This window comes from Parasphingorhabdus sp. (assembly GCF_048269915.1).
GTDB lineage: Bacteria > Pseudomonadota > Alphaproteobacteria > Sphingomonadales > Sphingomonadaceae > Parasphingorhabdus.
Genome location: NZ_JBLWTY010000002.1, coordinates 550,705 through 563,784, shown reverse-complemented (window position 1 = coordinate 563,784; position 13,080 = coordinate 550,705). Strand labels below are relative to the sequence as shown.

General features: G+C 55.4%; 15 protein-coding genes and 1 other RNA gene. 8 read left to right on the top strand and 8 right to left on the bottom strand.

Annotated elements, in window-relative coordinates; genetic code table 11:
- Positions 1-93 precede the first annotated feature (93 nt).
- From ACN0WX_RS07635 to ACN0WX_RS07610, 6 genes are all read right to left on the bottom strand, one after another.
- Positions 94-429, bottom strand: coding sequence for a YbaB/EbfC family nucleoid-associated protein (locus ACN0WX_RS07635; protein ID WP_417621693.1), 336 nt, complete (start codon positions 427-429; stop codon positions 94-96).
- 2 nt (positions 430-431) lie between these two features.
- Positions 432-2,147: a DNA polymerase III subunit gamma/tau gene (locus ACN0WX_RS07630; RefSeq protein WP_417621692.1), complete on the bottom strand. Its 1,716-nt coding sequence runs from the start codon at positions 2,145-2,147 to the stop codon at positions 432-434.
- Positions 2,148-2,227: 80 nt separating this feature from the next.
- Positions 2,228-2,322, bottom strand: an RNA gene (gene ffs, locus ACN0WX_RS07625) — signal recognition particle sRNA small type.
- A 59-nt stretch (positions 2,323-2,381) separates the two neighbouring features.
- Positions 2,382-2,723: a 2Fe-2S iron-sulfur cluster-binding protein gene (locus ACN0WX_RS07620; protein ID WP_417621691.1), complete on the bottom strand. Its 342-nt coding sequence runs from the start codon at positions 2,721-2,723 to the stop codon at positions 2,382-2,384.
- A gap of 2 nt (positions 2,724-2,725) precedes the next feature.
- Positions 2,726-3,829 (bottom strand): cysteine desulfurase family protein, encoded by a 1,104-nt coding sequence (locus ACN0WX_RS07615; RefSeq protein WP_417621690.1) that lies wholly within the window; start codon positions 3,827-3,829, stop codon positions 2,726-2,728.
- Between the two features lie 9 nt (positions 3,830-3,838).
- A complete protein-coding gene (locus tag ACN0WX_RS07610; protein WP_417621689.1) occupies positions 3,839-4,912 on the bottom strand; it encodes a cysteine desulfurase family protein in 1,074 nt (357 codons plus the stop codon).
- A gap of 143 nt (positions 4,913-5,055) precedes the next feature.
- On the opposite strand from ACN0WX_RS07610, the gene ACN0WX_RS07605 reads away from it, so the two are divergent.
- Positions 5,056-5,712, top strand: coding sequence for an alpha/beta hydrolase (locus ACN0WX_RS07605; RefSeq protein ID WP_417621688.1), 657 nt, complete (start codon positions 5,056-5,058; stop codon positions 5,710-5,712).
- 1 nt (position 5,713) lies between these two features.
- Here ACN0WX_RS07605 and ACN0WX_RS07600 read toward each other — a convergent pair whose 3' ends face one another.
- Positions 5,714-5,917, bottom strand: a complete 204-nt coding sequence (locus ACN0WX_RS07600; protein WP_417621687.1) for a hypothetical protein — start codon at positions 5,915-5,917, stop codon at positions 5,714-5,716.
- Between the two features lie 192 nt (positions 5,918-6,109).
- Here ACN0WX_RS07600 and ACN0WX_RS07595 point away from each other — a divergent pair, with 192 nt between their 5' ends.
- A complete protein-coding gene (locus tag ACN0WX_RS07595) occupies positions 6,110-6,871 on the top strand; it encodes a hypothetical protein (protein ID WP_417621686.1) in 762 nt (253 codons plus the stop codon).
- A gap of 26 nt (positions 6,872-6,897) precedes the next feature.
- On the opposite strand, the gene ACN0WX_RS07590 is transcribed toward ACN0WX_RS07595, so the two are convergent.
- Positions 6,898-8,493, bottom strand: a complete 1,596-nt coding sequence (locus ACN0WX_RS07590; protein ID WP_417621685.1) for a phosphoenolpyruvate carboxykinase — start codon at positions 8,491-8,493, stop codon at positions 6,898-6,900.
- Positions 8,494-8,733: 240 nt separating this feature from the next.
- On the opposite strand from ACN0WX_RS07590, the gene ACN0WX_RS07585 reads away from it, so the two are divergent.
- From ACN0WX_RS07585 to ACN0WX_RS07560, 6 genes are read left to right on the top strand one after another with little or no spacing between them, the layout of a single operon-like run.
- The gene (locus ACN0WX_RS07585; RefSeq protein WP_417621684.1) at positions 8,734-9,438 is read left to right on the top strand and encodes a response regulator; all 705 of its coding nucleotides are present in this window, start codon (positions 8,734-8,736) and stop codon (positions 9,436-9,438) included.
- A complete protein-coding gene (locus ACN0WX_RS07580) occupies positions 9,410-10,996 on the top strand; it encodes an ATP-binding protein (protein WP_417621683.1) in 1,587 nt (528 codons plus the stop codon). The genes ACN0WX_RS07585 and ACN0WX_RS07580 overlap by 29 nt, the downstream gene beginning before the upstream one ends.
- Before the next feature lie 8 nt (positions 10,997-11,004).
- On the top strand, positions 11,005-11,460 hold the full coding sequence (locus ACN0WX_RS07575) for an HPr kinase/phosphorylase (RefSeq protein ID WP_417621682.1): 456 nt from the start codon (positions 11,005-11,007) through the stop codon (positions 11,458-11,460).
- Positions 11,457-12,392, top strand: coding sequence for an RNase adapter RapZ (gene rapZ / locus ACN0WX_RS07570; protein WP_417621681.1), 936 nt, complete (start codon positions 11,457-11,459; stop codon positions 12,390-12,392). The genes ACN0WX_RS07575 and rapZ overlap by 4 nt, the downstream gene beginning before the upstream one ends.
- Before the next feature lie 5 nt (positions 12,393-12,397).
- A complete protein-coding gene (locus ACN0WX_RS07565) occupies positions 12,398-12,802 on the top strand; it encodes a PTS sugar transporter subunit IIA (RefSeq protein WP_417621680.1) in 405 nt (134 codons plus the stop codon).
- A complete protein-coding gene (locus tag ACN0WX_RS07560) occupies positions 12,799-13,077 on the top strand; it encodes an HPr family phosphocarrier protein (protein ID WP_417621679.1) in 279 nt (92 codons plus the stop codon). The genes ACN0WX_RS07565 and ACN0WX_RS07560 overlap by 4 nt, the downstream gene beginning before the upstream one ends.
- The last annotated feature ends 3 nt before the right edge of the window (positions 13,078-13,080 follow it).

Here is a 13,080-nt window from a genome sequence, read left to right as displayed (position 1 = left end):
CTCCAACATGTTGCGCTGCAACAGCGCTTCTGTTCACTATATGGTGCCTGTTCGAGACACTTCAAGCGCAATGCGTCCGATCCGCAAACAGACCTAAAATGGCAGTTTAAAACCTGGGGGTAACTGCATACCGCTGGTCATTTTACCCATTTCCTCGCTGCTCACCGCGTCGGCACGATTGCGTGCATCGTTAAATGCGGCCGCCACCAGATCTTCGAGCATCTGTTTTTCTTCAACCTTCATCAGGCTGTCGTCGATGGCTACGGAAAGGATGCGGCCTTTTGCCGTCGCCTTGACCTTTACCAGCCCGCCACCGGCCTGACCCTCGACTTCCAGACTATCCAGTTTCTTCTGTGCTTCCTCCATCTGGACTTGCACTTGCTGCGCAGCATCCTGCGCGGCTTTCATCATTTCTTCCATTGATTTCATCGCTATGCGCTCCTTGATTCTTGTGGGAGAGGATCATCCTCGTCGAGCAACTGGGCATCGGGAAAGGCATCAAAAGCCGCCTTCACCAGGGGAGTATCCAGTATCGCCTGCCGTTCGGCATCTATTGCCTGCTGTTCCTGCTCGGCGAGGCTCGGCTGCGCTTCGCCGGGGCCTTCGCTGATTTGCCAGCTCACGCCGGTTTCCTGCTGTAGGGCATCGCAGATTTTACGGATATCGGAATCGGCAATCGGACGCGCCGGCTGATAGATGATATCGGGTGGATCACAGGTCACCACCCGCATATCGGCGATCAATATGCTTTCCAAAACAGGTGAAACCCTTCCGACGGTTGTAACCACATCAGCAAACCGGCTTGGCAACGCGCCGGCTTCCGGCTCTTGCGCAGCAACCGGTGCAGGAGTGGTCTGTGCAACCGGCTCGGCAACCGGAACCGGAGATTGCTGGATTTCGGGAGCGGCGGCGGGTGCCGACACGCCCTGTTCCAGCATCTTGGCGAGTTTGCCCGGATCGGGCATATCGGCAGCGCAAAGCACCCGAAGCAAGGCCATCTCGCAGGCTTCGCGCGGTAGATGTGCTTGCTGGACTTCCTGATAGCCCTTGAGCAACAATTGCCAAAGCCGATGCAAAACCGGATAGGAAAGCTGTTCTGCCCAATCGGAAAATTGCTGCCGGGCATCGTCCGACAAGGTCGGGTCGCTGGCTCTGCCGACCTTGAACAAAGTTACCTGATGCGAAAGCGAAAGCAATCCGTTCATCAGCGACAATGGCTCCACACCGATTTTATACTGGTCGGCAATAGCATCCAGAAGCGCCGCAGAATCGCCTTCGAGCAATTTTGCGAAGAGACGGCGGACAGCGCTGCGATCTGACAGACCAAGCATATCCCGGATCTGGACTGCCTTGACTTCACCATCGCCATCCATGTCGGCATGGGCAATCGCCTGATCGAGGATCGAAAGCCCGTCACGGACCGAACCTTCTGCCGCTTGCGCGATCAGGTCGAGCGCTTCCTGCTCTGCGGAAACGCCCTCTTTCTCGACGATCATTCCGAAATGCCGGGACAATTGTTCGGCGCTGATCCGTTTCAGATCAAAGCGCTGGCATCGCGACAGGACGGTGATCGGAACCTTGTGAACTTCGGTGGTCGCGAAAATGAACTTCACGTGCGCCGGCGGTTCTTCAAGCGTTTTCAAAAGCGCATTAAAGGCATTTTTCGACAGCATGTGCACTTCGTCGATGATGTAGATTTTATAGCGGGCCGAAACCGATGAATAGCGCACGGCCTCGATAATCTCGCGGACGTCATCGACACCGGTATGGCTGGCGGCATCCATTTCGATAACGTCGATGAAGCTGCCTTCGGCAATGCTGCGGCACGGTTCGCATTGACCGCACGGATCAATCGTCGGCCCGCCCTGCCCGTCTTCTCCGATACAATTGAGCGCCTTGGCGATCAGCCTTGCAGTGGAAGTTTTCCCTACACCGCGCACGCCGGTCATCAGAAATGCATGGGCCAGCCGGTCCCGCCTGATCGCGTTGCCGAGCGTCTGGACCATCGCGTCCTGCCCGATCAGCTCCGAAAATTTCGAAGGCCGGTATTTGCGCGCCAGCACACGATAAGGCTGCGCGGTACCGGGCGCTGGTTGCTCGGGTGCGTCGACACCGCTGGCGGCAAAAATATCAGATGAATCGGACATGAAAAATCAGTTTAGGCGAGACAGGCGTTCTTGTCGAAGGCTTATCAACGGATCATCACCCGAACATGAAAAATATAGCGTGAGTAGGAGCCGGGCGACCCGCAGAAAAATCGTTACGGCTGCTTCCTTCCGGACCTGACCGGGTTGGCGACGACTACGTCCACCCGACTCCCGCTGCGCATATGGTGGGAGTCTGGCAAAAATGCAAGCCGTTAGATAAAGCCGGTTTTGCTGCTAGATTCCTTGCATATTGTGGCTTTCGGCCGGGATATGCACCGTGAGTCCGTCGAGTTCCGGCGTGAGCGTGATCTGGCAGGCCAGGCGGCTGGTTCGGCGCGCTCCTGCCGCAAGATCGAGCATGTCTTCCTCCATCTCCGTGGCTTCTGGCAATTTGGCAAAATCCGCAGCTTCGACGATCACATGACAGGTCGAACAGGCCATCTGGCCTTCGCACGTTCCTTCAAGTGGCTGGTCATTAATTTGCGCGACAGTGAGCAGATTATCGCCGTCTGACGCCTCGGCGGTGACCGTTTTTTCGCCATCGGGACTGACAAAATGGACCGTAATATTCGTCATGACTATTGCTTCTCCGCCGCTTGATTGATCAGGTGCGCGGCCTGTTCCACCTCTTCCATGCTGTTGTAGCGCCCAAAACCCAGACGGATAGAGGATTTGATCTGTGCCGAACTCAGCCCGAGTGCCGCCAGCACGTGGCTGGGACGCCCGGAGCCGCTGGCACAGGCTGATCCAGCCGAAAAAGCCACTTCTCGGACATCGGACATCAGGCGACCCACATCCAGTCCGTCACGGCGGATATTGAGATTGCCGGGATAGCGCTGATCGCGCGCGCCATTCACCGTCCAGTCGCCAAGTAAATCATGCGCTTTTTCGGCGAGCGCGGTAATATGGGCCATATCCGTATCCCGGCGTTCAGCACAAATTTTTGCGGCTGTTCCCAGCCCTGCACATAAGGCAGGAGAAAGCGTGCCGGAGCGGAGCCCCTGTTCCTGACCGCCGCCATGGATCAGAGGTGGCATATCGATGCCGTTCCGGACCCAAAGCGCACCAATGCCCTTCGGGCCATAAATCTTGTGTCCGGACAATGCGATCAGGTCCGCCTGCTCGGGCATATCAATCCGGCCAAACCCCTGCACGGCGTCGCAGAGCATCAGCGCACCGGCCCGATGGACCATTTCCGCGATCCGCTCGACCGGCTGAATCACGCCAATCTCGTTGTTGACCAGCATCGCTCCGACCAGCGCGGTGTTTTGGCCCAGACATGCTTCCAATTCTTCCAGGTCAGCCAGTCCATCCGAGTGGACGGGCAGCAGCCGGGTTTCAAATCCTTGCGAACCATACCAGAGCGCCGTGTCACGAACCGCAGCATGTTCGGTGTCGAGCACGGCGATCTGTTCGCGCCCCTGCCCGACCAGATTGCGAACTGCACCCAATGCCAGATTGATCGCCTCGGTAGCGCTGCCGGTGAAAATCACGCGCCCTCCCGATGGCAGCAAAGCGGCAACCTGTTCGCGCGCAGCTTCCACCGCAGCGGCAGCCTGACGGCCCGGAACATGAGCACTGTGCGGATTGCCGAACTTATCTCGCAACCACGGTACCATCGCATCGAAAACTTCCGGGGCAAGCGGCGTGGTTGCCTGATTGTCAAGATAGATGGCGCTCATCAACCGAACTCAGCTCCGCCGGGATTCTGCGAAAATTGACTTCCATTTGTCGATGAACGCATAGATATGCGTCCGGCTGGTGTCGCGCCCGATACTGACACGGATCACTTCCCTTGCAACCTGCGGGTCTGTGCCCATTGCCTCCAGCACGTGACTGGTCTTGAGCGTACCCGACGAACAGGCGCTTCCGGCGGAAACCGAAAATCCTGCCATATCAAATTTGATCAGCTGCGTGTTCGCCGCCACGCCCGGCATATGATAGCTGGCAATTGTCGCAATGCGGGGTGCCTTCTCCGCAATCACTGCACCGCCTTCCTTCTTGATCGCGTCGTCGAGATGCTGGCGCAGTTCCATCGCCCGTCCCGCCCAGTTCGCGGGCGCTTCCAGCGCTGCGGTCATGCCCATGATATAGGGCAGATTCTGCGTGCCGGACCGATAGCCCTGCTCCTGCCCGCCCGTAGCTTCGAGCAGCCTGAGATCTTTGACCAGAAGCGCTCCGACACCAGGCGGGCCGCCAAATTTATGCCCGGCGACTATGATCAGGTCGGCATCGGGCAAAGGCATTTTGCCGATTGACTGGGAACAGTCGGCAAGCAGATAACTGCCTCGGTCACGGACGACTTTCGACAGCGCGTCCAGATTTTGAATCACACCGGTTTCATTGTTGACCGACTGGATGGCTACCAAAGCCGGTCCCTCGGCGCCCTTCAGCAGATGATTCAGGTTGGCGGGAACCACCATGCCGTTCATGTCGACCGGAATCGGCCTGGCGTCGCGGGCGAATCTCAGGACCACATCATGCTCCACCGGCGAAACATATTGAATCGCGGGCTTTGATTGGGTCAACGCAATCTGGATGGCTTCACTGGCACCGCTGGTGAAGATAACATCGCCCTCCCAGTCCAGGGCCGTCTTGAAACGGCTCCGCGCGCTTTCCAGCATCAATTGGGCTGCACGCCCGTCTCCATGGGGAGATGACGGGTTGGCCCAATGCTCAAATCCTTCCGCACATGCTTTCTTGGCGGCCTCGAGCATCGGCGCAGTGGCGGCATAGTCAAGATAGATGCGTTTTGTCTCAGTCACGATATTGGCAAAAACTCTCTGGCTTGCGGGATTGAGTTGCGGATTTGTTCACTCTCCCTATATAGACGCTGCATCCAGCGCAAAAGCTATTCTGACTTCTCGCGCACGGAAATTGATAATCTAGACCGAAGAATTGAAAACCCATGCCAGACGTAATTTTTACCGGACCCGAAGGCCGCCTCGAAGGCCGCTTCAGCCCTGGACCCCGCGAACGCGCACCGGTCGCCATGATCCTGCATCCCCACCCGCAGGCGGGCGGTACGATGAACGACCGGATCACCCAGGAGATGTACAAGACGTTCGTCAAACGCGGATTTGCAACCCTGCGATTCAATTTTCGCGGTGTCGGCCGATCGCAGGGCACGTTCGACAATGGTATCGGCGAATTGTCCGATGCAGCCGCAGCGCTGGACTGGGTACAAAGCTTCCACCCCGAAGCCCAGACCACCTGGATTGCCGGATATAGTTTCGGCGCGTGGATTGGGATGCAGCTTCTGATGCGTCGTCCGGAAATCCGGGGATTCATCTCCGTATCCCCACCGGCCAATATGTATGACTTCAACTTTCTGGCACCCTGCCCTTCATCGGGTATCATAATCCAGGGCGTAAACGACGAAGTTGTGACTCCCGGCGCGGTCCAGAAACTGGTCGACAAGCTGCGGACGCAAAAACACATCACCATCCATCATGACGAGATTCCCCGCGCCAATCATTTCTACGAGAATGAAATGGATTTGCTGATGGGGTCTATCGACAATTATCTCGACATGCGACTGGCACCGGACTCGCCGATCAAATAGTTTATCCGTCGGACTGCGGGGACGCTGGAACATTGGCGTCTGGTGTGGGGATCAACCAGATTCCGACATTGGCAAACATGACAGCAGCGGCCACGAGCATCAGCAAGCCCTGCTTTTTGTTGATGCCCTTGCGCAATACATAAATGCCACCGGCAAGCAGGGCGGCTCCCGCCAGCATGAGTATGGATAATATCAGATCGGACATGTCCGACAGTTACTGTCGCGCGGCGATAGTGACAATAAAATGTTTCAATGACGCAGGCAGCCTTCGCGTTGCACTGATAAATTTATATCGCTCAGGGCCGACATGGGCCAGCAGGATTGATCCCGACTAGAAAAAGCGCTAGAACATATAAGGAACAACGCGACATATTGCCCCAGAAATGGAGACAGCAGCGTGATTTTTGAGCCTCCCTTGCTGATTCTCACCCAGTTTCCTGGAAAATTTGATCTTATGCGACTGCCCTGGTCACAAGAGGCCAAGGCAAGAATATTGTTTAACAGCGCGAAGTTTGAAGACCTCGAACTGGCCGAGGTTGTTATCGACGGCATGACCTTCTTTCTGTCGTCCCTGGCTCCCTCGGAAATAACGCAGCGATTTGCGACAGAGCGATTCGAGCGCCTTTGCTGCTCGCCTCCTTCTCCGGACGATTCCGCGATTGGGATAGGCACGAGGGATAATGTGAGCAGCGCCAAACATCTGCCCGAGGTGAATCACCGATTGCTGTTGCTGGGCAAGTGGATCGGCGAAAGCCTGGCTGCCACAGCCGCAGCATGGTTGCCATCCCGCAAGCTCATCGGCTTTGCTTATTTTGACGAAGTGGCCGGACAATATCTTGCCGGCGGGCCTTTTCCCGGCCTGTTTCAGACCTCGTTTTCCGAAGACCGGAATGGATGTTACACGACAACCGGACTGCGCTATTTTTCAGGCCAGGAAGTCCGCCTTAGGGCACCGCCGGAATATAGCGCCGCTGACACAACAGAGCGTTTGGTCCGCATCATCGATGATCTCGCGATCAACGGCAAGATAAGAAACCCGGCCCGGTTCAGGGGCAAGGTCAGCGGAGAAACACTGATCTTTCAACCCAGCGATGATCTTTCACATGTCGACGTCATCATCGAAAACAGCGCCAAAGACACTGTTCCGACAATGATGTGACAGGTAGCCAGGGATGTGACAGGTAGCTAGGCGGCTGTTGGTGCAGCTGCCCGGACATTCTGGTCGACGTGCTCCACAAATTGCTCGAAATTGTCGATAAACAATTTCACCAGCTTTTGTGCGGTTTCATCATAAGCGCTCGGGTCAGACCATGTTGACCGGGGATCCAGAATCGCACTGTCCACACCGGCTACCGATACGGGCACTTCAAAACCGAAATTATCGTCGATCCGGAACTCGCCATCATTGAGGCTGCCATCCAGCGCAGCGTTCAACAGCGCACGCGTTGCCTTGATCGGCATCCGGTTGCCTTCACCATATTTGCCACCGGTCCAGCCCGTGTTGACCAGCCAGCAACGGACGCCGCCCTTGGCAATGCGCTCTTTCAGCAAATTTCCGTAAACCGAAGGGTGCCGAGGCATGAACGGCGCACCGAAACAGGTAGAAAATGTTGCTTCTGGTTCGGTTACGCCAATTTCCGTGCCGGCAACCTTTGCGGTATAGCCGGAAAGGAAATGGTACATCGCCTGTTCCGGCGTGAGCCGCGATATCGGAGGCAGGACACCGAATGCGTCGGCGGTCAGCATGATGATATTCTTGGGGACCGGCCCCATATTCTTTTCAGAAGCATTGGGAATGAAATCGATGGGATAGGCACCGCGGGTATTTTCCGCCTTGCTGTTGTCATCCAGATCCAGTTCCCGGGTTTCAGGATCCATCACCACATTTTCAAGCACGGTTCCGAACCGACGGGTGGTAGCGTAAATTTCGGGTTCGGCTTCTTCCGACAGGCGGATCATTTTGGCGTAACAGCCGCCTTCGAAATTGAACACAGCGGTATCGGACCAGCCATGTTCATCGTCGCCGATCAATACCCGGCTGGCATCTGCCGACAATGTTGTCTTGCCAGTTCCCGACAGGCCGAAGAAAATGGCGGTATCGCCTTCCGGACCAATATTGGCCGAACAATGCATCGGCATGACCGAATCGAGCGGTAGCAAATAGTTCAGCAATCCGAACACGGATTTCTTCATCTCTCCTGCATAGGCGGTTCCCCCGATCAGGATCAGCTTTTCGGTCAGGTTCACCGCAATCACAGTTTCGCTACGCGTACCATGGCGCTCCGGATCGGCTTTGAAGCTTGGAAGATCAATGATCGTATATTCGGGGACAAATGCAGCAAGCTCATCGGCATTGGGCCGGACCAGCATCGTGCGGATGAAAAGATTGTGCCAAGCCAGCTCATTGATAACGCGAACATTAACCCGGTGCTCCGGTTGCGAACCACCAAAAAGATCCTGTACGAAAAGCTTGTCTTTTTCAGCCAGAGCGGCGAGAAAATCGGTTTTCAGCGCGGCGAAATGGTCCGGTGTCATGCCAACATTGGTTTTACCCCACCAGACGCTGCTTTCGGTTTCGCCGTCGCGTACAATGAACTTATCGTTGGCGGATCGCCCGGTGTGCTTGCCCGTTTCTACAACCAGCGGCCCATCTTTCGCCAAATATCCCTCACCACCTGATACGGCAGCTTCAACCAATGCGGCGGTTCCGAGGTTCCAATGCTGTTCGGCAGAATTGGCAAATCCTTGATCGTTCAATGAAACAGACGAAACTTTTGGCACTAATAATCCCCTATGGCTTGAAACGGGTTGCGGTTACGCCGATCTGGCAAATTTGAAGTGGCGCTTACTGAACCATGTCGAGTCGGTCAAATTTCTTCCCACCCAACTATATCAGAATCTCCATATCTCCTAGCTGATCGCGACTTCAAATGTTGAAACGCATAACCACAAGTTATCTTGTAACATACTATCCCATCCACTAGGTCACATTCAGCGCAAGCGGCAAAGGAACGCAAATTAATGGCAGCCAATATTGCTCTTGTCGACGATGACCGCAATATTTTGACATCTGTGTCAATCGCAATGCAGGCAGAAGGTTTTATCACCCGCGTCTATTCAGACAGCGAAGCGGCGCTTCATGCGATACTGGAAAATCCCCCAGACCTCGCGATATTCGATATTAAAATGCCAAAAATGGACGGGCTCGAACTGCTTAGAAGAGTGCGCGAGAAGTCGAACTTGCCGGTGATATTCCTGACGTCGAAGGATGAAGAACTGGACGAAGCGCTGGGCCTGGCAATGGGTGCGGATGACTATATCAAAAAACCCTTTTCCCAACGCCTGCTCATTGCCCGGGTCCGATCGATTCTGCGACGCTCGGAGTTTTTAAAACTGGCGGATGCGGGTCAGGAGGACGAAACGGCAGAGCCCCTTGTCCGCGGTGCACTGGAGATGGATCCGGCACGGCATCTGGTGAGCTGGAAGGGAAGCAATGTGACCCTGACGGTCACGGAATTTATGATTCTTGAAACATTGGCACACCGGCCCGGCGTGGTAAAAAGCCGCAACCAGTTGATGGACGCCGCCTATCAGGATGATGTCTATGTCGACGACCGAACGATCGATAGTCATATTAAAAGACTAAGGCGCAAATTTCGTGAAGTTGATCCCGAATTTGATGCAATAGACACGCTATATGGAGCTGGATATCGCTACACCGAATAACGGCGAACATCGTGGTGAAAGCGGCCTGTCGCTCCGCTGGTCGGCGCGGCTTTCTCTCACGACCCGCATTTTGGTCGTCAATGTTTTGGCGATCGCGCTGCTGGCCGGTGGCCTGTTCTATCTCAATAATTATCGGGACCGGCTGACAGAAGAGCGTCTGGCCCAGGCGAGAATGCAGCTGACGATCATCACAGCCGCCCTGTCCTCTCGCGAAACGGCCGACCGGCCCGCCCTGATTCGTGAATTTTCAGAGGATTTGGGTGCGCGACTGCGTCTCTATGGTCCGAATGGAACAAAAACCATCGACAGCTTTGCGCTGGCAAAGCCGACCTACAAATTTATCGACCCGGAAGCGGAACCCCTGCGCAAAGATGCCGCGCGAATTCTGGATCGGACGATTGAAAGCGTCGTTTTCAGCAAGCCGTTACCGAATTTCAGCGAACCAGCCACTGACACCGCACAGGAATGGCCGGAACTAATCGCAGCAAAAAACGCATCTAGAGCAGTCAGCTCCGTCAGTTTAGCGCCAGACCGCACACCTGTAATTGTCGCCGGTGAACAGCTTGCTGACGGATCCGGCTCCATCCTTCTGACCGCCAATGCACGCGATATCACGCGGATTGTCAGAGCGGAGCGCTCCAGCGTCCTGCTCGTGATCCTGGTTGCCGCGACGGTCTCGATTCTGCTTTCCCTTTTCCTGGCACGCACGATCGTCCGACCGATAAGAAAACTGGCGCGGGCAGCGGTGCGCATTCGCATGGGGCGATCGGATGAGATTGCGATTCCCAGAATGCCAAGCCGACGAGACGAGATCGGTCAGTTGAGCCGCGCGCTTTCGGACATGAGCGGGGCATTGCGTAATCGCATCAACGCAACAGAAGCATTTGCCGCCGACGTCAGCCATGAAATCAAAAACCCCCTCGCCTCCCTGCGATCAGCGCTTGAGGGACTCGAACGGGTCGATGATCCCGATCTGCAAAAACAGCTGCTGGCTGTTGCCAATGATGATGTCCGTCGCATCGACAGGCTGATCAGCGATATTTCAGATGCGTCACGTGTCGATGCCGAACTGGCCCGCGCAAAATTTGAACCCATTGATATTGGCAATATGCTTGAACAGTTGCTGGCCGCGCGCGAACAGCGCGCATCGAACCAGGGAGTCCATATCGCCTTTGCCAGACCCGGAAAGGATGTCGCCAAAGTGATGGGAGACGGCAGTCGGCTGGAACGTGTGTTCAGCAATCTGCTGGATAACGCTGTCTCCTTTTCCCCCCGCGGTGGTCTGGTAGAGATATTGGCAACGCCAGATGACGGACAAATTGTCATCCATGTTGCCGATGAAGGGCCGGGTGTACATCCGGATCAAAGGGAGCAGGTGTTCCAGCGCTTTCACTCCGATCGACCGGATAGAGAAGCCTTTGGCAAGCACAGCGGCCTCGGTCTGGCGATAGCCAAAACCATTGTTGAAGGCCATCAGGGCACGATCCGGATATTGGACCGACCAAGTGGCCAATCCGGTGCCTGCTTTGAAATCCGCCTTCCAAAAGCCCCGGGGTAACGAACGCTATGACTATCACGGGCGATACTGACGACCAGCAAAATCTGCACGCAACGGCTGTCGCGATAAACGGTGCCGGAGTCATGATTCTTGGAAAATCCGGATCAGGGAAGTCCGATCTGGCCTTGCGCCTGATTGACCGCGGTGCACTGCTGGTCAGCGACGACTATGTCGACATTACACGAGTCGACCAGAATTTGCTGCTCAGCCCGCCAGCCAGCATCGCTGGCAAGCTGGAAGTCCGTTCGCTGGGCATCCTGAAATATGACCATATCTCCAGAATCGCGCTAAAATTAATCGTCAATTTAAAGGAAACTCCCGATCGTTTCCCGATCGACAAACAAGCTGCAATTTTGCTGGGAATAGAAGTTCCATCCTGTACATTAAACGCTATGGAAGCCAGTGCGACAATCAAGGTGGAATTGGCTTTGCAAAAAGTTTTGCAGGATAGTGTAGATATATGAGTGAGCGCCGTGCCAAACCTGTCCTGCTGGTCACCGGGCTCTCCGGCGCAGGCAAATCTACCGCGTTGAAAACCCTGGAAGACATCGGCTGGGAGACGGTCGATAATTTCCCGATCCGGCTGGTTGAACGCCTGCTGGAAACACCGCCTTCAACGTCCCTCGGCGATAGCGATCCGCCACTGGCGCTTGGTTTCGACAGCCGGACCAGAGGTTTTGAACCGCACAAGCTGATCAAACGCGTAAAGCGCCTACAAAAGAAGCGGGATTACCTGATTTCCACATTATTTCTCGATTGTGCAGGCGGCGAACTGGAACGGCGCTATGGCGAGACCCGCCGGCGCCACCCCCTCGCACTGGACCGACCGGCAAAAGAGGGCATCGCACTCGAACGGACTGTGCTTGACCCGTTCCGGCGCTGGGCCGATCATGTTATCGACACTACCGATCTGACCGCTAATGACCTGCAACGCGAAATCCGCCAACAGTTCACGCTCGACAAGGACGCGGTTACCACGATCACTCTCACCAGTTTCGGTTTTTCCCGCGGCATTCCTAATAATATTGACCTGTTGTTCGACGTCCGGTTTCTCGCCAACCCGTTCTGGAATCCGGAACTCAAGCTGAAAACCGGTCTTGATGCAGAGGTGGCAGAATATATCGCCAAGGATCCAGCTTATCACGAGGCGATTGAAAAAATTCTCGACATGCTCAAATTCCTGCTGCCGCGCTATCAGGAGTCTGGCAAGGCCTATGTAAATATCGGCATCGGTTGCACTGGCGGACGCCACAGATCGGTACATGTTGCCGAGCAACTGAGCAAAGACTTGCGTGCAAGCGGCTTTTCCCCCAATGTCCTGCATCGCAATTTGGCGTCACGGCCAATGGAAGCGCTGGAATCTATGCAGAAATTAAACGGGGACAGGGGAATTTAATCGGGATGATTGGATTGGTTCTCGTCACGCACGGGCATCTGGCAACCGAGTTTGTCATTGCCATGGAACATGTTGTTGGTCCGCAAAAGGCGATCGCAGCAATTGGCATTGGCGCGCGGGACGACATGGAAGTACGCCGCCGGGAAATTGCCGAATGCATCGCAAAAGTGGATGAAGGGGATGGCGTCATCATTTTGACAGACCTGTTCGGCGGCACGCCTTCCAATCTCGCCATTTCGCTAATGGAAAAAGGCAAGGTCGAGGTCATTGCCGGGGTCAATCTGCCGATGCTTATTCGCCTCGATGGTACGCGCAAATCCATGGATATTGCTTCTGCGATCGCCGCCGCCAAGGAAGCGGGACAAAAATATATCAGCGTTGCGTCCGAAATATTGGGGAACGATGCGTGAGCGAGTTTCGCAAAACCGTCGCAATCACCAATAGTCGCGGACTGCATGCACGAGCTAGCGCAAAATTTGTGACCTGTGTTAGCAAGTTACCCGACGATCTCGATGTGAGAGTGGCTAAAGACGGGACCGAAGTGACGGGGACTTCCATCATGGGCCTGATGATGCTGGGAGCCGCCAAGGGCGACAGCGTCGAGATCATCGTTTCCGGTGACCAGGCGGAGAGCGCGCTCGAAAAACTGACAGGTCTGGTCGTCGACGGCTTCGGCGAAGATTGAACC